The sequence below is a fragment of the Streptomyces sp. NPDC101181 genome, assembly GCF_044767975.1.
GTDB lineage: Bacteria > Actinomycetota > Actinomycetes > Streptomycetales > Streptomycetaceae > Streptomyces.
The window spans coordinates 235,651-256,769 of record NZ_JBIWOX010000006.1; the positions used below are offsets into that span (position 1 = coordinate 235,651).

Here is a 21,119-nt window from a genome sequence, read left to right on the forward strand (position 1 = left end):
GGCGGGCGGTGACGCGGCCGGGTGGTGACGTGGCAGGACAGCGGCGCGGTGCGGCAGCAAGGACGCGGTACGTCGGAGACGGGACAGGACCGGACACGCGACAAGAGAGGCGCCGCCATGACGGCATTCTCCCTCGAACCCCAACAGACCGCCTGGTGCGAGGAGCTTCGCACCCTCGCCGAGCGGCGGCTGCGCCCGCTGGCGGAGAAGGGGGAGCCCGGACGCGTCAACCGGCCGTTGCTGGCCGCCCTCGGTGAGCTGGGGCTGCTCGGGCGGATGTTCGGATCGGGCGCGCTCGACCTGTGCCTGCTGCGCGAGTCCCTGGCCCGGGGCTGCACCGAGGCCGAGACCGCGCTCGCCCTCCAGGGCCTCGGCGCCACCCCGGTCGTCCGGGCGGGCACCCCCGTCCACCGCGAGCGCTGGCTCCCCGAGGTCCGGGCCGGGCGCGCCGTCGCCGCGTTCGCGCTGACCGAGCCGGGCGCGGGGTCCGACGCGGCGGCCCTGAGCCTGGCCGCCGAGCACACCGCCGACGGATGGCGGCTCACCGGCGAGAAGTGCTGGATCTCCAACGCCCCCGAGGCCGACTTCGCCGTGGTCTTCGCCCGCACCACCCCCGGCGCGGGCTCCCGGGGTGTCACCGCCTTCCTGGTCCCCGCCGACCGGCCCGGCCTCACCGGCTCCGCCCTCGACATGCTCTCCCCGCACCCCATCGGCACCCTGGAGTTCGACGGCGTACCGGTCACCGCCGCCGACGTCCTCGGCGAGCCCGACCGGGGCTTCGGGGTCGCGATGAGCACCCTCAACCTCTTCCGGCCCAGCGTCGGCGCCTTCGCCGTCGGCATGGCCCGCGCCGCCCTGGACGCGACCGTGGACCACACCGCCCGCCGCACCGCTTTCGGCGGACCGCTGAGCGACCTCCAGGCCGTCTCGCACCAGGTCGCCGAGATGGCCACCCGCACCGAGGCCGCCCGCCTCCTGGTGTACGCGGCGGCCGCCGCGTACGACGCGGGGGAGAGCGGGGTCCCGCGCCGCGCGGCGATGGCCAAGCTGTACGCCACGGAGACCGCGCAGTACGTCGTCGACGCCGCCGTCCAGCTGCACGGCGCCCGCGCCCTGCGCCGCGGCCATCTCCTCGAACACCTCTACCGCGAGGTCCGCGCGCCCCGCATCTACGAGGGTGCGAGCGAGGTGCAGCGCGCCGTCATCGCCAAGGACCTGTACGCGGCCGCCGCCACCCGGGAGCCCGGCGGCCCGGCCGCCACCGCCGCCCCCACCCCTGCCGCCGGACCGGAGCGCCGGGGGACTCCGCCGCCTCAGCAACCCCAGCCGCCTCAGGAGCCGACCGTATGAGCCCGTCCCACCGGATCAACCCGGCCCAGCTCTCGCCGCCCACCGGCTTCTCGCACGCCGTCGTCGCCACCGGCGGGCAGCTGGTCTTCCTCGCCGGACAGACCGCGCTCGACCCGGACGGCGAGGTCGTCGGGGCCACCCTGCCAGAGCAGTTCGCCACCGCGCTGGGCAATCTGCTCACCGCCCTGCGCGCGGCGGGCGGCGCCCCCGCCGACCTGGCCCGGGTCACCGTCTACGCCACCGATGTCGCGGACTACCGGGCCCACGCCGCCGAGCTGGGCCGGATCTGGCGCGGCCTCGCCGGACGCGACTATCCGGCGATGGCCGTCATCGGCGTCGCCCGGCTCTGGGACGAGTCGGCGTTGGTCGAGATCGACGGGGTCGCCGTCCTGCCGTAGCCCCGCCCTGCCCCGAGCCGGTATCCCGTGCCGGTCGCGGGGGCGGGAGCGGCCGGGGGGCGTGGTTCTTCAAAGAGGCGGAAAGACCCCCGTAAAGAAGTCGTCAAGATGGTCGCGTTAGGCTCTGCGGGTGCGGTACCACACGGAACACCCTCACCTCCGGTCGCGGCGTTCGCCGCGCCCCCAGCTGACGCTCCCTCGGGTCCGCGTCCGGTCCCGGCGCACCGGTGTGCGCGCGGCGTGCCGGTCCGGTGAATCCACCGGGGCCGTATATCTGTATTCGGTGCCCCATACTCCGGTTGTTTCGCCGCCCGGCCCGGACACCGTGCTGTGATCGCGCTCATCATCGGCCACTTCGTGCTGGCCGCCTTCGCGAGCCCGCTGGTGCACCGGCTCGGCAGGCGTGCCTTCCTCGTCCTGGCCCTGCCTCCGGCCGCCGCCACCGTCTGGGCGCTCACCCAGTGGTCCACCGCGGCCTCCGGTGAGGCGGTCACCTGGTCCTGGCGGTGGATTCCGGACTACGACGTCGCCCTCGGCCTCCGGCTGGACGCGCTCTCCGAGCTGATGGTCCTGATGGCCGCCGGGGTCGGCGCCCTCGTCCTGGTCTACTGCGCCTCCTACTTCCGCGACGACACCCCGCAGCTGGGCCGCTTCGCCGGGAACCTCCTGGCCTTCGCGGGCGCGATGCTCGCCCTGGTGCTCGCCGACGACCTGATCACGCTGTACGTGTTCTGGGAGCTGACCACGGTCTTCTCCTTCCTGCTGATCGGCCACGGCAGCGAGCACCGGCACAGCCGACGCTCCGCCCTCCAGGCCCTCACCGTCACCACGCTCGGCGGTCTCGCCATGCTGGTCGGCTTCCTGATCGTCGGTCAGGCCGCCGGGACCTACCAGATCTCGGCCATCGTCGCCGACCCGCCCGAGGCGACCCTCGCCGTCTCCGTCGCCCTCGTGCTGATCCTGGCCGGAGCACTGTCGAAGTCCGCGATCTGGCCCTTCTCCATGTGGCTGCCGAACGCCATGGCCGCGCCCACCCCGGTCAGCGCCTATCTGCACGCCGCCGCGATGGTCAAGGCCGGGGTCTACCTGGTCGCCCGGCTCTCCCCGGCCTTCGCCGACGTCCCCGTGTGGAAGCCCGTCATCCTGGTCCTGGGCGGCGCGACCATGCTGCTCGGCGGCTGGCGCGCGCTGCGCCTCAACGACCTCAAGCTGGTCCTCGCCTACGGGACCGTCAGCCAGCTCGGCTTCCTCACCCTGCTCGCCGGGACCGGCAACCGGGACGCGGCCCTCGCCGCCGCCGCGATGATCCTCGGCCACGCGCTGTTCAAGGCGCCGCTCTTCCTCGTCACCGGCATCATCGACCACGCCACCGGCACCCGGGACCTGCGCAGGCTCTCCGGCGTCGGCAGCTCCCTGCCGTACGTCGCCGGGGTCGCCGTCCTCGCCGCCGCCTCCATGGCCGCCCTGCCGCCGCTGCTCGGGTTCGCCGCCAAGGAGGCCGCCTTCGAGGCGCTGCTGCACGGCTCGGCCGCCGACCGGTGGGCGCTGGCCGCCGTCGTCGCGGGCTCCGCCCTGACCACCGCGTACACCCTGCGGTTCGTCTGGGGGGCCTTCGCCCGCAAGCCCGGCGTCCCCGACACCCCCGTCCACCGGGTGGGCCTCGCCTTCCTGGCCCCGCCCGCCCTGCTCGCGGTGCTCGGCCTGGTGCTCGGCCCCGGCGTCGGTCTCACCGACCGGCTGTTCAGCGCCTACGCCGACACCTATCCGGTCCCCGCCGACCCCTACCACCTGGCGCTCTGGCACGGATGGGGCGTCGCGCTGCTGCTGTCCGCCGTCGCCTGGGCGGCCGGCGTCGGCCTCTTCCTCGTCCGCGACACCGTCTCCCGGATCTCCCGCCGCGTCGCCTGGCCCACCGCCGACAGCGTCTTCGGCCATCTGCTGCTCGGGCAGGAACGGCTCGCCCTCCAGGTCACCGGCTTCATCCAGCGCGGCTCCCTCTCGGTCTACCTGGCGACCACGCTGCTGGTGATGGCCGGGGGTCAGCTCGCCGTGCTCGTCACCGACACCCCCTGGCAGAGCGCCCCGGCCCCCCGGCTCTGGGACAACCCCCTCCAGGGCGGCCTCGCCGTGCTCACCTGCGTGGCGGCCCTGCTCTGCCTGACCGTACGGCGCCGGATGAAGGCCGTCGTCCTCAGCGGCCTGATCGGCTACGGCACCGCGCTGCTCTTCGTCGTCCAGGGCGCGCCGGACCTGGCACTCACCCAGTTCTGCGTCGAGACCGTGGCGATGATCGTCTTCGTCCTGGTGCTGCGCCGGATGCCGGTCCACTTCGAGGAGACCGTCTCCCCCTGGCGGCGCGCCATCCGCATCCCGGTGGCGCTCCTGGCCGCCGGTACCGTCGGCGTCGCCGTCTGGGTGGCCGCGGCCGCGCGGACCGCGGAACCCGCCGGGGCGGCCATGGTCAAGGAGGTCGAGGAGCACGGGTACAAGGACGTGGTCGCCACGATCCTCGTCGACCTGCGCGCCTGGGACACCCTGGGGGAGTCCGCGGTGCTGGCCGCCGCCGCGATCGGCGTCACCAGCCTCATCTACCTGCACCGCCGCAGCGACGGGCCGATGACCTCGGACGAGCTGAACGGCCGTACCGCCTGGTCGATCGCGGCCGAACACACCGCGCGGCTGCCGCAGGGCGACGAGGGGGCGCCCGAACGCGACTGGCTGGCGGCCGGGTCCACCCTCGCCCCCGAGCACCGTTCGATCGTCTTCGAGGTGGTGGCCCGGCTGCTCTTCCACCCGATCCTGATCCTCTCCGTCTACCTGCTGTTCTGCGCCGAGAACATGCCCGGCGGCGGCTTCGTCGCCGGACTCGTCGCCGGGGTCGCCCTCATCACCCGCTACCTGGCGGGCGGCCGCTTCGAACTGGCTCAGGCAGCGCCCCTGCAACCGGGGCTCTTCACCGGACTCGGCCTCTTCATCTCGACCGGGGTCGGGCTCCTCGGCCTGATCGACGGAACCGTTCTGCACGCCTTCACCTACCACGGCCACCTGCCGGTCTTCGGCGACTTCCACATGAGCACACCGATCCTGTTCGACTTCGGCGTGTACCTGCTGGTGCTCGGCGTCGTCCTGGACATCGTCCGGGCGCTCGGCGCCAAGATCGACCGGCAGATCGAACGCGCCGCCGGGGCGCTCACCGCGCCGGGCGGCGCCGAGGCGGGAGGGGACCCGCGATGACCGTCAGCGCCTCACTCCTCGTCACGGCCGTGGTGCTCTGCGCCGTGGGCGGCATCCTCATGCTGACCCGGCCGCTGACCCGGATCCTGCTCGGGGCCGTCATCCTGAGCAACGGGGTCAACCTGCTGATCCTGGCCTCCACGGGCACGGCCGGGGCCGCCCCGCTCCTCTACGGCGTCGACCTGCGCCGGGTCACCGACCCGCTGCCGCAGGCCATCGCCCTGACCGCGATCGTGATCACCCTCGGCACCACCGCCTTCCTGCTCGCCATGGCCTACCGCAGCCACCAGATCACCGGCACCGACGAGGTCCACGACGACCTGGAGGACCGCCGCGTCGTGCTCCGCGCCGAAGTGTTCTCCGAGCGCGCCCAGTTGCGCGAGGACTTCCGCTCGGGCGCCGAGCCCACCGCGGACGAACGCGAACGCTACCGGGAGGAGCGCCGCAGACTCCGCGACCGGCTCCGCGCCGACCGGGCCCGCCAGGCCCGCGGCCGCGACGCCTCCGGCGACCTCTGGCACGACGTCATCGGTGCCGACCCCGAGGACTACGAACGCGACGGCGACGCCAGGGCCGACGACCGCTACCCCCGAGACGAAAGAGGAGCCGCCGGATGAACGCGCTCGTCCCGCTTCCGGTGCTCCTGCCGCTCTGCGCCACCGGACTCAGCCTCACCTTCGGCACCCGGATGCAGCGCTTCCAGCGGTTCATCAGCGTCGCCGTGCTCACCGCCGTCCTGGCGCTCTCGGTCACCCTGATGATCGCCGCGGACCGGCAGGGGCCGCTCTCCGTCCACCTCGGCGACTTCGCCCCGCCGCTCGGCATCACCCTGGTCGCCGACCGGCTCTCCGGGCTGATGCTCACCGTCTCCTCGGCCGTCACGCTCTGCGTGCTGATCTACTCCCTCGGCCAGGGCATGACCGACCGGGACAAGGAGACCCCGCTGGCGGTCTTCCACCCGGCCTATCTGATCCTGGTCGCCGGAGTCTCCTGCACCTTCCTCGCGGGCGACCTCGTCAACCTCTTCGTCAGCTTCGAGATCATGCTGGTGGCCAGCTTCGTGCTGCTCACCCTCGGCGGCACCGGACCCCGCATGAGGGCCGGTTCCACCTACGTGATCATCTCGCTGTTCTCCTCGATGGTCTTCCTGATCGCCATCGCGATGACGTACGCGGCCCTGGGCACCGTGAACTTCGCCCAGCTCGCCGAGCGGCTCCCCGGACTCCCGCTCGGCGTGCAGACCCTGATCCAGGCGATGCTGATCACCGTCTTCGCGATCAAGGCCGCCGTCTTCCCGCTCGCCGCCTGGCTTCCCGACTCCTACCCGACGGCGCCCGCACCGGTCACCGCGGTCTTCGCCGGACTGCTCACCAAGGTCGGCGTCTACTGCATGATGCGGACCGAGACCCTGCTCTTCCCGGGCAACCGGATCGGCGACCTGCTGATGGCCGTGGCGCTGGCGTCGATGGTGATCGGCATCCTCGGAGCGGTCGCCCAGACCGACCTGAAACGGCTGCTCTCCTTCACCCTGATCAGCCACATCGGCTTCATGGTCTTCGGGATCGGCCTGGCCACCCGGGAGGCGTACGGCGGCGCCATCGTCTACGTCGTCCACCACATCACCGTCCAGACCACCCTGTTCCTGGTCGCCGGACTCATCGAGCGCCGGGGCGGCACCACCGAGCTGACCCGGCTCGGCGGCCTGGCCAAGGCCGCGCCGATACTGGCCCTGCTCTTCTTCGTCCCCGCGATGAACCTGGCCGGCATCCCGCCGCTCTCCGGCTTCATCGGCAAGCTCGGGCTGATGCGGGCGGGGGTCGCGGACGGCAGCGTCTGGGCCTGGGTCCTGGTCGCCGGATCGGTGGTCACCAGCCTGCTGACGCTGTACGTCACCGCGAAGGTGTGGAACCTGGCGTTCTGGCGGGCCGCGCCGCCCGGACAGGCCGCGGCGGGCACGGTCCTGGAGTCGGGCGACGACAGCGACGACGACACCGACGAGGGCCCCGACGGCGTGCCCGGCACCGGCGACGAGGGCATCGCGCCCCTGAACCCCCCGGCCGGCCGGACCGGCACCACCACGCTCCACGGGCGGGCGGTCACCACCACCAGCCGGCTGCCCCGGCCCATGATGGCGGCCACCGCGGCCACCGTCGCGCTGGCCCTGTCGTTCACGGTGTTCGCCGGACCGCTCACCGCCTTCACCGACCGCGCGGCCGTCGAACTGCTCCAGCGGACGCCCTACATCGAGGAGGTGCTGGGCCGGTGAGCCGATTCCTGCGGCTGTCGTTCCGCAACGCCGACCTGCCGCCGCTGAGCTGCCGGGTCGGCCGCGGCGGCCGGGTACTGGACCTGCCGTTGATCGCCTGGCTCACCCTCATCTGGGTGCTGCTCTGGTCGACCTTCAACCTGGCCAACATCATCACGGGCGTGGTCGTCGCCTCCGCCGTCTGTCTGGCGTTCCCGCTGCCGCCGGTCGACCTCGGCCTGCGGCTCCACCCCTGGGGCATCGTCCGGCTCGCCGGATATCTCCTCTACGACATGTACACCTCCGGTGTGAAGGTCACCCGGCAGATCTTCGCCGGCACTCCGCACCGGGCCGCCGTCATCGGCGTACCGCTGCGCTGCCGCAGCGATCTGATGCTCGCCGCCGTCGCCGTGGCCGTCTCCAACGTCCCCGGCGGCTCCGTCATCGAGATGCGCCGGGCCACCGCCACCGTCTTCCTGCACGTCCTGGACGCGGACCGGCCCGAGGAACTCGAAGCGGCCCGGCGGCAGGTCTGGCGGCTGGAGGAACTGACCGTACGGGCCTTCGGCACCGCCGACGAGATCGCCCGGGTCGCCGAACCGCCCCCACCGCCGCAGCTCACCGCCGGAAGGCCCGCCCCATGAGCGTCCTCGAACAGATCGACCGGGTCCTGCTGACCGCCGCCATCGTCCTGGTCCTGGCGGCCGGGCTCCTGCTGCTGGTGCGGGTCTGGCGCGGCCCCTCCATGCTCGACCGGGCGATCTCGCTGGACGTCATCGCCGCGCTGATCATCGCGGGGCTCGGCGCCAAGTCCGCCGTGGCGCTGGACTCGTTCTACTTCCCGATCATGCTGGTGCTGGCCTTCCTCGGCTTCACCGGCTCGGTGGGCATCGCCCGCTTCATCGCCGTGCGCGACCGGCCCCAGGCCATCACGGCTCCACCCCCCGGCACCGCCACCGGCGAGACCACAAAGGACCCGAAGTGACCGTCTGGCTCCAGATCCTCGACACGTTCGGCGCCCTCCTGGTCCTGATCGGCGCCGCGATCTCCCTGCTCGGGGTGATCGGCATGCTGCGGCTGCCCGATGTGCTCTCCCGCAGCCACGCCGCGACCAAGCCGCAGACCCTCGGCATGCTCCTGGTGCTGGCCGGGGTCGCGCTGCGGCTGCGCAGCGGGATGGACCTGGCGACCCTCGCGCTCATCGGCTTCTTCCAGATGCTCACCGGCCCGGTCGCCTCCCACCTCGTGGCCCGCTCCGCGTACCGCACCGGGCAGGTCGACCACGACGAACTGCTCTTCGACGAACTCGACGAGCAGCTGACCGACACCAAGTGACGGGCGGTCAAAGACCATACGGCCCCCGGGTCCGCGTGCCATGATGCGGGCACTGCCGGACGCTGGGGGGCGTATGGAAAGCACGGGCACGGTGCTGCGCGAACTGCGCGGCGCACAGAAGAGCGCCAAGGGCGTGTCGCTCTACTCGCGGTACGTGAACCGGCCCGCCGGCCGGGTGCTCGCGGCCGGGGCCTACCGAGCGGGACTGACGCCCAATCAGGTCACGCTGGTCAGTGCGGCGTTCACCTACGGGGCGGTCGCGGCCCTCGCGCTCGTCGAGCCGTCCTGGATGCTCGCGGTCACGGTCTACGCCGCACTCGCGGTCGGCTTCGCCTTCGACTCCGCCGACGGGCAGCTCGCCCGGCTCACCGGCAGGGGCGGGCCCGACGGGGAGTGGCTGGACCATGTGGTGGACTGCGGGAAGCTCGTCCTCCTCCACGCCGCGGTCCTGATCTCCTTCTACCGGTTCGGGGAACTGCCCTCCGACGTCTGGCTGTTGCTGCCGCTCGGCTTCCAGCTCGCCGCCGTGCTCACCTTCTGCGCCGGGCTGCTGCGGGACCAGCTGGGAAAGGCGGCGGCGAACGCCCGGGGGCCCGCCTGGGCGGCGCCGGACCCGGCCGCGCCGGTCTCCCGGGTGCGGGCCGTGGCACTGCTGCCCGCCGACTACGGGGTGTTCTGCCTGGTGTTCCTGCTGCTCGGCGCACCCGGGGCCTTCCGCGCCGGGTACGCCGTGCTGGCCGCGGTGCACACCCTGTTCCTGGCGGCCTTCCTGGCCAAGTGGTTCAGGGAGCTGACAGCGCTCCGGGCGGACTGACCAGGACGTCCAGCGCGCGCCGCAGCTGGGTGCTGGAGGTGTGCACGGTGTACGGGAAGTAGACGACCTCCACGCCCACTTCGGCGAAGTCGCGCTCCAGCTTCTCGCCCTTGTCCGTCCCCCGCCAGTCGTCGCCCTTGAAGATCACGTCGAACCGGACCTGCTGCCAGGTCTCCACCTTGTCCGGCACGGTCTCCACGAACGCGGCGTCCACGAACCGCACGCTGCGGACGATCTCCAGCCGTTCGCGCAACGGGATGACCGGCCGGTGGCCCTTGGCCAGGGCGGCCATCTCGTCCGAGACGACCCCCGCGACCAGGTAGTCGCACTGGCTGCGGGCATGCCGAAGGATGTTCAGATGCCCGACGTGGAACAGGTCGTACACCCCGGGCGCGTACCCCACCCTGTGCTGCACCATCCGTATCTCTCCCCCCACGGTGAACGTGATCCGGTGATGTCCCGACGACCTTACTGTGGAGAACACCTGTGCAAGCCGTGAACGGATAAGCTCGGCAGGGCTGTTGCCCGGTGGGAGCAGCGGCAGTCGTGGGGGGAAGGCGATCGTCCGATGTCCGATGTCGTAAGGCCCAGGCCGCTCAGGGGCCGCCGCCTTCTGGTGGTGTCGACCAACTACGCCCCGGAGGTCACGGGCATCGGCCCGTACGCCACCCAACTCGCCGAGCACTGGGCCCGGTCGGGCGCCCGGGTCAGGGTCCTGGCCGGGATGCCGCACTACCCCTCCTGGCAGGTGGGGGAGGGCTACCGGGGCGTGTGGCGGACCGTGGAGATACGCGGCGGCGTCGGCGTCCATCGCCGCCGCCACTATGTGCCGACCCGTCAGACCGCGCTGCGGCGGGCCGCGTTCGAGGCGAGCGTGCTGGCCTCCGGGCTCCTCGCCCCCCCGCCCGGACGGCCCGACGCGGTGGTCGCGCAGATGCCCAGCCTCGCGGGCGGGGTCATCGGAGCGCGCCTCGCCCGCCGCCACCAGGTGCCCTATCTCCCCGTGGTCCAGGACCTGATGGGCGCGGCGGCCGCGCAGAGCGGCATCCGGGGCGGGGGCCGGGCCGCCGCCGTCGCCGCGGCCGCCGAGCGGTACGCGCTACGCGGGGCCGCCTTGGTCGGCGTGATCCACGAGAGCTTCGTCCCCGGGGTCACCGCCCTCGGCGTCGACCCCGGCCGCATCCGGATCGTCCCCAACTGGACGCACGTGCAGGGGCCCACCGCGGAGCGGTCCGCCACCCGGGCCCGGCTCGGCTGGGACCCGGACACCCCCGTCCTGCTGCACTCCGGCAACATGGGCCTCAAGCAGGGGCTGGAGGTGCTCATCGACACCGCCCGGCTGGCCGGGGACGTGCGCGTCGTCCTGATGGGTGACGGCAACCAGCGCGACGCCCTGCGCGCCCGCGCCGAGGGGCTGCCCAACGTGGAGTTCCTGGCGCCCGCGAGCGCCGGGGAGTTCCCCGACGTGCTCGCCGCCGCCGACGTCCTGGCGGTCACCCAGCGGGCCTCGGTCCTCGACATGAGCGTCCCCTCCAAACTCACCTCCTACTTCGTCTCCGGGCGGCCCGTGGTCGCCTCCGTCGCCGACGAGGGCGGCACCGCCGACGAGGTCCGGCGCTCCGGCGCCGGGGTCCTCGTCGCCCCCGAGGCCCCCGAGGCCCTGCTGGCGGCCGTACGGAAACTCGCCGCCGACCCCGCCGCCGCCGACGCCCTCGGGGCGGAGGGGCCGCGGTACGTCGCACGCCACCTGAGCCGGGAGGCGGGACTCGCCCGCTTCGACGACCTGCTCGCCGAGGTCCTGCGGGACGGACAGGGGAGCCTTCGCCGATGACCTCCGTGAACCGGGTCCCGGACGACCAGGACGAACCGGCCCTCCTGCGCGACCAGTTCCGCCAACTCCTGCGCTACCGCTCACTGCTGGCCGCCGGCGTGGTCGTCGGACTGCTCGGCGGCGGCTATCTCGCGCTCGGCGGCGAGGAGACCTGGACCGCCACCGGCGAGGTCCAGGTCCGGTCCGCGATCGCCGACCCCTTCGCCGCCGGAGCCACCGCCGACAAGGGCATCAACATCGGCTCCGAGCGCCAGACCGCCGTCAGCGACACCGTCGGCACACTCGCCGCGGCCACCCTCCTCAAGGCGGGCGACGACGTCACCGCCCGCACCCTGCTCGCCGGACTCCAGGTCACCAACCCGCCCAACACCCTCACCCTGCGCTTCTCCTACACCGGCGCCACCCCCGAGCAGTCCCGGGCCCGCGCCGAGGCCCTCGCGGGCGCCTATCTGACCCACCGCAAGGCGCGCACCGAGGAAAGCATCGAGAACATGGCGGGCGGCTACCGGGCCCAGCTGAAACCCCTGGAGGAGAAGCGCGACCAACTGGAGGAACAGGCCGGATTCGGCGCGGCCGACGACGTCACCAGCGCCCGCGCCAACCTCATCGTCTCCATCTCCGAGCTGAGCCGGAAGATCTCCGAGCTGAAGGCCCTGGACACCACCCCCGGCTACCTCAACAAGAAGCCGGTCGCCCCGACCACGCCCACCGGCGCGGGCCTGCCCCTGCTGCTCGGGCTCGGCGGCGTCGTCGGCCTGGCGCTGGGGCTGCTGCTGTCCTGGGTGCGGCTCGTCTTCGACCCCGCCGTACGCTCCGACCGCGAGCTCGTCCGCTCCCTCGGCGCGCCGCTGCTGGGCACCCTGCCCCGGGAGCGCGTGGCGCCGGACGGGCTGCTCGCCATCGGCCGGGGCGGCTCCCGGCTCGCCGAGGAGTACCGCGCGGTCGCCTTCCGGCTCGCCTACGACCCCTCGTTCGCCGAGAGCCGCCGCCTCCTGGTCACCGCCCCGCGCGGGGACAACGCGGCGGCCGCCGCGGCCGCCGCCAACCTCGCCGCCGCCTTCGCCGAGATGGGCCGGGACGTCCTGCTCGTCGAGGCCGACCTGCGCACCCCGGGCCTCGCCGGAGAACTCACGCGGGCCGACCACGGGACACGCGCCCCGCGCTGGGCGGAGAAGGACGGCGACGGCGACGGCGGCTGGCCCGCCACGAGCCGCGTGACCGTGGACGTCCCCGGCTCCGGGGCCTTCACCCTGATCCCCGGCGCCACCGTTGACAACGTCCCGCGCGCCCTCACCTCCCCGCCCGTCGGCCGCCTCGTCGCCGAGGCCGACCACCCCGGCACCGTCGTCATCGTGCTCGCCCCGCCGGTCCTCTCCTACGCGGACGCGGTGGCCCTCGTCGACCGGGTCACCGGCGTCATGATCGTGTGCGATCCGCGTGAGGTGCACCGCGGCGACCTGGAGCGCATCCGCGAGATCATCAGCGCCTCCGGCGGCTCCGTCCTCGGCGCGCTGCTCCACCCCTCCCGGCGACGGCTGCGCCACGCCGGGCGCTCGAAGTCCGCCCGCCGCCCCGGTGGGGGCCCGCCCGCCCCCACCGCCGGACCGGACACCTCCGGGACCACCGGCGACCCCACCGAGACCCTCGGGCTGCGCGCCCTGCCCCTCCCGGCCTCCCGCCGGTGAGAGCCCGCACCGCCGTCCTGTGCTCGGTCGCCGACCAGGGCGTGGCGGCGCTCACCAACATCCTGGTGCTCGTCGCCGCAGCCCGGCTCTCCACCCTCGCCGACTTCGCCCGCTTCTCCGCGGTCTACCTGGTCTTCACCGTGCTGCTCGGCGTCTCGGGGGCGTACACCGGGCAGCCCCTCGTCCTCAGGCGCGGGGCGGGGGAGGAGATCCGGGGCGCCTGCCGCTCGGCCGTGACCTTCACGGTGCTCGCCGCCGCCGTGCTCGGCGCGGCGCTGGCCGCCGTCTGCGCCCTCGTCCCGGGCGAGGCGTCCCGGGCCCTGCTGATGCTCGGCCTGGTCCTTCCGGTGGTGCTGGGCCAGGACGCCGTACGGTACGCCTTCTCCACCCTCCAGCGGCCCCATCTCGCCCTGCTGTCGGACCTGTTGCGGCTGGTCTGTGTGCTGGGGGTCCTCGCCGCGCAGGACCACGGGGCGTCCCCGGCCCGGCTGATCGCCGTCTGGGGGCTGTCCGCCCTGCCCGCCCTGCTGCTCTCGGCCCTCCTGCTGCACCGCGTCACCGCCGGAGCCCCCCTCGCGCTGCGCCCGCTGCTGCGCCGCGGCCATCTCGGGCAGCGCTTCACCGTCGAGTTCGGCGTCGGCAACGCGAGTGGCCAGCTCTCCGTCCTCGGCCTCGGCGCGGTCGGCAACCCGCTGCTGGTGGGGGCGCTGCGCGGGGCAACCACCCTCTTCGGGCCGCTGAACGTGCTGTTCACCTCCGCCACCTCCTTCGGCCCCCCGATCCTCGGGCGCATCGGCGACGAACGGCGCCGGGTCCGGGCCACCGCCGCCCTCGCCGCCGTCCTCGCCGCGACCGCCGTGCTCTGGGCCACCGCACTGGCCCTGCTGCCCGACCGCGCCGGACGCCAACTCCTCGGCGAAACCTGGCCGGTGGCCGCCGGTCTGCTCCCGGCGACCGGCAGCCAGTACGCGGCGATGGCGGTCGGCACCTGCGGGCTGCTCGCCCTGCGGATGCTCGACCCGCGCACCACGCTCGCCATCCAGGTGGTCTTCTCGCTCGCCGCCGTGGCGTTCCTCGTCGGCGGATACGCCGTGGGCGGCGTCCTCGGGGCCGCCTGGGGGCTGTTCCTCGGCTCGCTCGGCAAGGCCGTCGTCACCTGGGTCCGGGTGGCCCGGCTGCGCCGCCGGACTGCCGCACCCGGCCGGGGCGTCAGCGCCGACGCCCTGCCCGCCGCTCCCTGAACGTGGTGATCGCCAGCAGACACAGCGCGGCGATCGCCAGCTTCCCCGCCGCCTGGAGGAGCGGACCGCGCAGCAGGATGAAGGTGTATCCGGCGATCAGCGGCGCGGCGATGGCCAGCACACTCCCGGGGCCCGGCCCCGCCCGGGTCACGGCCAGGGCGTAGCGGCGGTCGGTGCGGGCCGACGCGTAACCGATCAGCGCCATCCCGCCGATCATCCCGGACCCCCCGAGGTCGACCCACAATTCCGTCCACACCGGGGCCGACAGGTTGGTCATCCGCAGCCCCATCCACTGCCCGACCCGCACCCCGGTGTCCTCAGGCTTCCCGCTCCACACCGCGCGCGGCACGAAGAACAGTGCTGAGCCCGTCAGTTGGCGGCCGAAGGTGTGGCCCCGGGTGTCGACCCAGGAGACGCTGTTGGCGAACATCACCATCTGGTCGTAGTCCTTGGTCACCAGCGGCTCGAAGACCGAGGCCGACTGCACGGCCCGCTGCCCCCCTTCCTCGTACCGGAACCTGTCCGCGTACGGGAACAGCACCAGCGCCCCCACCACACCCGTCGTCAGCACCGCCCGGTAGACCGCCGCGCTGCTGGGGAACGTGGCGAACACGAACGCCACCACCACCGTCAGGAACCAGTAACGGGCGTTGGAGACCGGGTTGTTCACCACCAGGTTCAGCCCCGCCAGCGCCATCCACACCAGCATCGTCGACGGAGTGCGCCGGGCCCGGCGGGAGGTGGCCAGGCGCCGGGTGTAAAAGAGCAGCGCCAGCAGCGCCGGGACCTGGCCGAAGCCCTTGAGGAACGCGGAGCCCACGTTGGAGCCCTGCGCGGCGACCCCGCTCGCCGCGACCGTCTCGTTGATCTCCTGGCGGCTGGAGAAGAAGACCGCGGGCCCGCCCAGCTTCATCACGTAGAACGCGCTCGCCGCGAACGCCAGCAGCACCAGCAGCCGCAGCCGCACCGGATGCGCCACGGCGGGCCCGCCGCCCGTGCCCCGCGCCGAGGGAGCCCGGCGGCGCAGGGGGCGCCGTGAGGCCAGCAGCGCCCCCAGATCGTAGGCGGCGCACCCCACCAGGACCATCGCGATGGCCGTGACCAGGTCCTGGCGCGGCCCCACCATAGGCGTCGGCGTCTGCCCGATCACCACCTGGGCGAACGGCGCCACGCCCATCGCGATGTACACGAACATCCAGAAGACACCCTGGAGCAGCCGCCGCCGGGTGGAGAGGATCATCGTCGCGAGCCGGGCCCCCGCGTAGCAGGTCAGCACCAGCTGGAGCCAGTAGGCGGTGTCCCGGACCCCGTCGCCGGGCTGGGCGGCGATCACCGCGGGCAGGAAGCAGACCAGGCCCAGGGTGAGCGGCACGGACAGCGCCCGCGACAGCATGGACCAGGCGATCGGCCGCTCGGGCGGCAGCGGGGGGCCGCCCGGGGCCCCGGGCAGTCCCGGGCCCCTCTCCGGAGCGGAAGCCTCGTCCGCCGCCCGCCCCCGCGCCGACGTGTGCACCGACGTCATGCGCTCCCCCCGGGGGTCAGTGAACCGCTGGACACTCTAACGAATCGGCCCCTGCGCGGAGGGCCGATGACTACGCTGTGAACACGTGGCCATGGTCGAGGGGAACTCTGGTGAAAATCCTGCACGTTGTCACACTCCACACTCCGGACCACGCGTTCGGCGGACCGACCCGGGTGGCGTTCAACCTCTCGAAGGTCCAGCGGGCCCATGGAGACGACGCGCGGGTCATGGCGCTCGGTGACGGCTTCCCCGGCGGCCAACTGCCTCGCCGGGTCGAGGGAGTTCCGGTCCATCTCTTCCAGGCCCGGCACCTGCTCCCGGTGTTCGAGGTCAGCGGGATCACCTCCGCCGCCCTCCTGCGCACCGCGCACCGCATGATGCGCGGCGCCGACCTCGTCCACGTCCATCTGATGCGCGATCTGGTGACCCTGCCCGCCGCGCTCCTCGCGCTCGCCACCCGGACGCCCCTGGTCGTCCAGACCCACGGGATGATCGACCCCACCGAGAAGAAGGCCGCCCAGCTCACCGACGTCCTCGGGGTGCGCAGGGTGCTGCGCCAGGCCGACGCCGTGCTGCATCTGACCGAGATGGAGCGGCTCGACGTGAACGCCGTGGCCGCGCCCGTCCCGCTCACCCGCACCGTACGGCTGGTCAACGGGGTCCGCCCGCAGGAGCGCAAGCCCGCCCGCGAACCCGGCCGCCCGCCCACCGTGCTGTACCTGGCCCGGATCCAGGAGCGCAAGCGGCCTGAGGACTTCGTCGCCGCGATGCCGCACGTCCTCGCCCGCCACCCGGACGCCCGCTTCGTCCTGGCCGGTCCGGACACCGGGGCGCTGGCCGGCACCCTCGCCCTGGCCCGCGAGCTGGGGGTGGCCGCCGCGCTGGACCATGTGGGGCCCCTGGAGCACGACGAGGTGCTGGCCGCCGACCGCGAGGCCGATGTGTACGTGCTGCCCGCGATCGAGGAGCCGTTCCCGGTCTCCGTGCTGGAGGCGATGTCCGTCGGCACCCCGGTCGTCATCACCCGCACCTGCGGGCAGGCCCCCGACGTGGCGGCGGCCGGTTCGGGCCGGGTCATCGACAGCCGGGTCGGCGAGGACGCGTCCAACGCCCGCAAGGTCGCCGACGCGATCCTGGAGCTGCTGGAGCCGGAGGCCGCCGAGCAGGCGGGCAAGGCCGCCTGGGAGCTGGTCAACGAGCAGTTCACGATCGAGGCCGTCACCGCCACCCTCCGGCGGACCTACGAGGACGTGGTCCGCCGGAGGCGCGGATGAGCGCCGCACCGGTCACCGCGGGGGCTTCTCCCGTGACTTGAGCGCGATCTGCCAGCGGTAGAAGCTCATGGCCAGGGCGAAGTCGAAGCCCGCCCGGCCGTCCAGGAAGCCCCGCCGGTAGAGGTACATGTACGCGAAGGACACCACCGGCTTGAACGGCGCCTTGTGGAACAACTGCCCCTGGCGCGACTTGACCTGACGCACCTGCTCCTTCACCTCGGGGTGGTGCTCCAGCCACGCCTCCCAGTCCGAGTAGCGGTTGTGCCGCTCGAACCAGGCGGTGACCGGGTCGAGATCCTGGTGCTCGATGGGGTGGGTGAGGGCCCCCACGCTCGCCGCGACCGGCTGGTAGTGCCCCTCCACCTCCCCGATCCCCGGCGCGTCCAGGTCCCCGACCTCCGGGTAGCGGCAGCGGGTCCGGTCGGTCAACGACCTTTTACGGATGGTGTATCCGTGCCGCAGCCGCTTCCCGGAGAACCAGTAGCCGAGCGGGATGTCGTAGGCGGCGGGCTTCGGCGCCGCCGGGTCCCGGAAGGTCTCGCGCAGTTCGGCCAGCAGGCCGGGGCTGAGCCGCTCGTCGCCGTCGAGCAGCAGGATCCAGTCCAGGTCGGTACGGACGTTCTCCAGGCACCACTGCTTCTTGCGGGGATGGCCCCCGTCCCAGGTGTAGGAGACCACCTCGGCCCCGCACTCCTCGGCGATCTTCGCGGTGTCGTCGGTGCTGTGGGAGTCCACCACCACGACCGCCTCGAAGTGGCCGAGCACCGATCGCACCGCCTCCGCGATGTTCAGGCCCTCGTTCTTCGTGGGGATCGCCACGGCTATCGGCAGCCGCTCGGCACCTGCGGTCATCCCTTGGCTCCTTCGGGCAGCCAGGCGTAGCAGCCTGTGGAGGTGAACGTCCGGGCGGAGGCGGGGACGGTGATCGTGCGGGACTTCCCGGTGGTGGAGGAGCCCTGCGCCAGCTCCTTGCCCCCGGCCCCGGTGATCTGCCAGGAGCAGTCCGTGGTGGGGGAGGCCGAGCGGTAGGTGCCCGGCCTCAGCCGCTCGCCGGAGTGCTTGCCGTCCGGGTAGCCGTACGCCGCCTCGTCGACGAGGTCCTGGTGCTGGGTGCAGAGCCCGGCGACCGCGTCCGCCGCGTCCGGGATCTCGCCGGTCACGATCGCGCCGACCGCGGTGTCCCGGTCGGCCCTGACGAGGTAGCGCAGCTTGTCGCAGGTCTCCTGACCGGTCTGGAGCACGGCGGCCGGGTCCATGCCCCGGGGTACCCGGTCCTTCAGATACTCCTTCTGCTTCCGGGTGAACGTGCCCGTCGCCGGGGTGATCTCGTCGGCGGGGGTCCTCGGGCCGTCGGCTGCGTCGGAGGTACCGGCCGGACCGGCGTCCACCGGCTCCCCGGCCGCAGGGGTGGCGGGCGGGGTGGCCGTGGCGGCGTTCGGACCGGGGGCGGCGGGCCCGGAGGCCGCGGGGCGCTCGGCGCCCGCGGCCCGCGGGTTCGTCCCGTCCGCGGAGGAGCCGCAGGCGGCCAGCGCCGCCGCCGTCAGGACGACGGCGGCGCAGGCCAGGAACGGGTTTCTCATCGGTCAGCCGTTCCTCAGGGCGTAGTGCGCGCTGATCTGCGAAGCGCTCAGCGCGGTCGGGTAGACGGCCGTCTCGTCGATCCGGCCCTCGAAGAAGTTGCTGGTCGGACGGTTCGGCCAGCCGGCCAGATTGTCCCCGCCGACCCGCCAGTAGCCCGGCTGGCTCTCGTTGCCGGAGACCAGGATGTTGGAGGCGCGCAGCTGCCCGTCCACGTACAGCGCCATGCCCTGCCCCAGAGGGCCCTGGGTGGCGACGACGTGGTGCCACTGACCGTCGTTGTACGCCCCCGGGGTGGCGATGGTACGGGCCCCGCCGCTCTGCACGCCGAAGACCAGCCGCCCGTCGTTGCGCAGGTAGATGTGCTTGTCGTGCCGGGTGCTGTTCTGCTGGGTGAGATTGCCGAAGCCGACGATCTTCCCGCCCCGGGTGGTGGTGGTCCTGATCCAGGTCTCGATGGTGAACCGGGCCGGCTGCGGGTGCTGGCGGTTGCTGTAGACGTACTCGTCGGTGCCGTTGAGCCCGATGGCCGTCGAGGGCCCGGAGACCGCCGCCGGGGTCTGCCGGTAGGCGGGGCCGTTGCGCATGAAGCCGTTGTTGAGGTTGCGGCTGCTGTCGTGCGCGAAGGTGGAGGTCCCCTCGTCGTAGCGCCAGTAGAGACTCGCCCCGTCGGCCCTGACCCGCGCGGGGTACGCCTCGGTGGTGCTCGCCACGGTGGCCGACTGGGCGGGGGACTTGGCGCTGGTGTTGACGCCGTCGCTCGCGGTGATCCGGTAGGAGTGCGTCTCGCCCGGGGCGACGTCGGTGTCCGTCCAGGTCAGTTGCGGCCGGTCCCAGAAGACCGAGTAACCGGTCGTGGTGTGGACCGGGGTGGAGGAGCCGTCCTTGTAGATCCGGTAGGTCAGCTCACCGTCGTCGGTGTCGAAGCTGGTCTGCCAGTTCACGTCGATCCGTCCCGGGGTCAGCGTCGACAGGCTGACGTTGGGCACCCAGGGCGCCCCGGTGTCCGGCCCGTCCGCGAACCGGGTCAGACCCTGCTGGGGTCTGCTGTTGACCGTGGTGAACTCCCCGCCCACCCACAGGTAGTGGCGCCCGCCGCTGCCCGTCTGGGTCATCACGCGGGGTCCGACCGGCTCACCGATGCCGTCGTTGGTGTCCGGGAACCACGGCAGCAGCTTCGGGTCGTCGACCGACTGGGCCAGCAGATGCTTGCGCGGCTGGTCCGGGAAGGCCCCCATGCTGGCGCAGTCGTGCGCGTGGCTGCCGCTGTACAGCACCCCGGAGTACACCGCGACCGCCTGGGTCGCACCCAGGCAGGTGTCCCGCCAGCGCTGCTGGAAGTCGCTGAGGTCCAGGGCGATGCGCCCGTCGAACACCCCGCCGCCGGTGCCCTCGTTGGCGGTGTAGAAGCCGCTCGCGTCCGTGGTGATGTCCTGCACCGTGGAGTTGTCGTGGATGAACCCCGGGTAGGACGTGGTGAGCTGCCCGGTGGTGGGGTTCACCACGGCCAGGGCGTGGGTGCTGGTGCCGTTGATCCGGAAGAAGTCCCCGCCCAGCAGCACGTTCCGGCCGTCCGGGGTCAGCTCGACGGCCCGGCCCACCTCGTCCGCGTCGGCGGTGAACGGCAGCAGCGAGGCGTTCGCCCGGGAGACCGCGGCGAAGTGGCCGCGGGGCTGCCCGCCGACGGTGGTGAAGTCGCCGCCCAGATACACCGTGTCGTCGGTGACGGCGAGCGCCCGTACGGTCGCCGAGACGCCGGTCTTGAAGCTGGTGCGGACCGTGCAGGTCCTGGTGTCGATGGCCGCGATGTTGCTCACCCCGACGCCGTTGACCGCGCCGAACTGGCCGCCCGCGTACAGGGTGTCCCCGTCCGGGGACAGCGCCAGGGACCGGACGGTGGCGGTCCCCGACGAGACCGTGAACGACAGGGAGCAGTCGGTGGGAGCCCCGGTCGCCGCGTCGAAGGCGGCGAAGTTCACCGCGGGCTGTTCGCCGGTGCCGGGCGCGGCCGAGGGGGGCCGCAGGGTGGAGAAGGTGCCGCCCGCGTAGACGACGCCGTCGCCCGCGGCCATCGCCCAGACGATCCCGTTGGTCTGCCAGGTGGTGAGGTCGTCCGCGGTGATCGCGACCGGTGGTGTCAGCGCCGCCGCCGGGGATGCCCCCACCGCGGTCGCGGACAGGGCTCCGGCCAGCAGGCCGAGAGCGGCGGTGGCGGCCCGCACACGGCCGCGCCCCCCGCTCCCTGGCCCCGTACTTCCGTTCATCATTCAGCTCCGAAGGTGAGATTCGAGCTGCGGCCCGGGGGCCGCGGATGCTGCCTCGCCCGGTCTGCGGCGCGGACGGGGTGTCCGGTCGCCGCCGGGGGCGAGTGAGGAGGCGGAGCCGAGGGCCCCGCCCGGTGCCGGCGCGATGAGCTCCACCGCGTGATCGGTGGAGACGGCGGTTGCGCCGGTGGTGCCGCCCGGCCCGGACGCGTTGAGCGCCGGCCGGGAGTCGTGAGGGACGGCGGGCCCGCCGCGGGCGCCGGTCACCGGCACCCCGCGGTCGCCGTCCGTGGGACCCGCGGGCGGGTCCGGGAGCGGGCGCACGGGGCGGCGGGCCGGTCCGCCCGT

Annotated in this window: 18 protein-coding genes; 13 read left to right on the top strand and 5 right to left on the bottom strand. The window is 73.3% G+C overall.

All coding sequences use genetic code 11. The features are described from left to right. Positions 1–117 precede the first annotated feature (117 nt). The 9 genes from ACIRRU_RS12165 (at position 118) to ACIRRU_RS12205 (ending at position 9,376) form a co-directional block, all read left to right on the top strand. Positions 118–1,350, top strand: a complete 1,233-nt coding sequence (locus tag ACIRRU_RS12165) for an acyl-CoA dehydrogenase family protein (protein WP_403679017.1) — start codon at positions 118–120, stop codon at positions 1,348–1,350. Continuing rightward, entirely contained in the window at positions 1,347–1,748 is a 402-nt protein-coding gene (locus ACIRRU_RS12170; RefSeq protein ID WP_403679019.1) for a RidA family protein, read from the top strand. The genes ACIRRU_RS12165 and ACIRRU_RS12170 overlap by 4 nt, the downstream gene beginning before the upstream one ends. 330 nt (positions 1,749–2,078) lie before the next feature. After that, entirely contained in the window at positions 2,079–4,982 is a 2,904-nt protein-coding gene (locus ACIRRU_RS12175; protein ID WP_403679021.1) for a Na+/H+ antiporter subunit A, read from the top strand. Further along, on the top strand, positions 4,979–5,599 hold the full coding sequence (locus ACIRRU_RS12180) for a Na(+)/H(+) antiporter subunit C (protein ID WP_403679022.1): 621 nt from the start codon (positions 4,979–4,981) through the stop codon (positions 5,597–5,599). The genes ACIRRU_RS12175 and ACIRRU_RS12180 overlap by 4 nt, the downstream gene beginning before the upstream one ends. Then, the gene (locus ACIRRU_RS12185) at positions 5,596–7,248 is read left to right on the top strand and encodes a Na+/H+ antiporter subunit D (protein WP_363201676.1); all 1,653 of its coding nucleotides are present in this window, start codon (positions 5,596–5,598) and stop codon (positions 7,246–7,248) included. The genes ACIRRU_RS12180 and ACIRRU_RS12185 overlap by 4 nt, the downstream gene beginning before the upstream one ends. Beyond that, positions 7,245–7,871 carry a Na+/H+ antiporter subunit E gene (locus tag ACIRRU_RS12190; protein WP_403679024.1) on the top strand — a complete coding sequence of 209 codons (627 nt, stop codon included), beginning with the start codon at positions 7,245–7,247 and terminating at the stop codon, positions 7,869–7,871. The genes ACIRRU_RS12185 and ACIRRU_RS12190 overlap by 4 nt, the downstream gene beginning before the upstream one ends. Then, a complete protein-coding gene (locus ACIRRU_RS12195) occupies positions 7,868–8,212 on the top strand; it encodes a monovalent cation/H+ antiporter complex subunit F (protein WP_403679026.1) in 345 nt (114 codons plus the stop codon). The genes ACIRRU_RS12190 and ACIRRU_RS12195 overlap by 4 nt, the downstream gene beginning before the upstream one ends. Beyond that, the gene (gene mnhG, locus ACIRRU_RS12200; RefSeq protein WP_363201673.1) at positions 8,209–8,562 is read left to right on the top strand and encodes a monovalent cation/H(+) antiporter subunit G; all 354 of its coding nucleotides are present in this window, start codon (positions 8,209–8,211) and stop codon (positions 8,560–8,562) included. The genes ACIRRU_RS12195 and mnhG overlap by 4 nt, the downstream gene beginning before the upstream one ends. Positions 8,563–8,635: 73 nt before the next feature. After that, entirely contained in the window at positions 8,636–9,376 is a 741-nt protein-coding gene (locus ACIRRU_RS12205; protein ID WP_403679028.1) for a CDP-alcohol phosphatidyltransferase family protein, read from the top strand. Here the strand turns inward: ACIRRU_RS12205 and ACIRRU_RS12210 are convergent. Beyond that, positions 9,345–9,794 carry an adenylyltransferase/cytidyltransferase family protein gene (locus ACIRRU_RS12210; protein WP_363201671.1) on the bottom strand — a complete coding sequence of 150 codons (450 nt, stop codon included), beginning with the start codon at positions 9,792–9,794 and terminating at the stop codon, positions 9,345–9,347. The genes ACIRRU_RS12205 and ACIRRU_RS12210 overlap by 32 nt on opposite strands. A gap of 150 nt (positions 9,795–9,944) precedes the next feature. Here ACIRRU_RS12210 and ACIRRU_RS12215 point away from each other — a divergent pair, with 150 nt between their 5' ends. Genes ACIRRU_RS12215 through ACIRRU_RS12225 form a run of 3 tightly spaced genes read left to right on the top strand, consistent with a single transcriptional unit; the run spans position 9,945 to position 14,133 of the window. Further along, positions 9,945–11,207, top strand: coding sequence for a glycosyltransferase (locus ACIRRU_RS12215; RefSeq protein WP_403679030.1), 1,263 nt, complete (start codon positions 9,945–9,947; stop codon positions 11,205–11,207). After that, positions 11,204–12,892, top strand: a complete 1,689-nt coding sequence (locus ACIRRU_RS12220; protein WP_403679032.1) for a lipopolysaccharide biosynthesis protein — start codon at positions 11,204–11,206, stop codon at positions 12,890–12,892. Before ACIRRU_RS12215 ends, ACIRRU_RS12220 begins: the two co-directional genes overlap by 4 nt. Beyond that, positions 12,889–14,133: a hypothetical protein gene (locus ACIRRU_RS12225; RefSeq protein ID WP_403679034.1), complete on the top strand. Its 1,245-nt coding sequence runs from the start codon at positions 12,889–12,891 to the stop codon at positions 14,131–14,133. Before ACIRRU_RS12220 ends, ACIRRU_RS12225 begins: the two co-directional genes overlap by 4 nt. Here the strand turns inward: ACIRRU_RS12225 and ACIRRU_RS12230 are convergent. Continuing rightward, the gene (locus ACIRRU_RS12230) at positions 14,102–15,655 is read right to left on the bottom strand and encodes a hypothetical protein (RefSeq protein ID WP_403679036.1); all 1,554 of its coding nucleotides are present in this window, start codon (positions 15,653–15,655) and stop codon (positions 14,102–14,104) included. The two genes, ACIRRU_RS12225 and ACIRRU_RS12230, sit on opposite strands and share 32 nt — an antisense overlap. A 110-nt stretch (positions 15,656–15,765) precedes the next feature. Between ACIRRU_RS12230 and ACIRRU_RS12235 the strand changes: the two genes are divergently transcribed. Continuing rightward, positions 15,766–16,929, top strand: a complete 1,164-nt coding sequence (locus tag ACIRRU_RS12235; RefSeq protein WP_403679038.1) for a glycosyltransferase — start codon at positions 15,766–15,768, stop codon at positions 16,927–16,929. 12 nt (positions 16,930–16,941) lie between these two features. Here ACIRRU_RS12235 and ACIRRU_RS12240 read toward each other — a convergent pair whose 3' ends face one another. Genes ACIRRU_RS12240 through ACIRRU_RS12250 form a run of 3 tightly spaced genes read right to left on the bottom strand, consistent with a single transcriptional unit; the run spans position 16,942 to position 20,774 of the window. Continuing rightward, positions 16,942–17,781 carry a glycosyltransferase family 2 protein gene (locus tag ACIRRU_RS12240; RefSeq protein ID WP_403679040.1) on the bottom strand — a complete coding sequence of 280 codons (840 nt, stop codon included), beginning with the start codon at positions 17,779–17,781 and terminating at the stop codon, positions 16,942–16,944. Next, positions 17,778–18,509, bottom strand: coding sequence for a hypothetical protein (locus ACIRRU_RS12245; RefSeq protein WP_403679042.1), 732 nt, complete (start codon positions 18,507–18,509; stop codon positions 17,778–17,780). The genes ACIRRU_RS12240 and ACIRRU_RS12245 overlap by 4 nt, the downstream gene beginning before the upstream one ends. A 3-nt stretch (positions 18,510–18,512) precedes the next feature. After that, complete coding sequence (locus ACIRRU_RS12250) at positions 18,513–20,774, bottom strand: LamG-like jellyroll fold domain-containing protein (protein WP_403679044.1); 2,262 nt, start codon at positions 20,772–20,774, stop codon at positions 18,513–18,515. Positions 20,775–21,119: the final 345 nt, after the last annotated feature.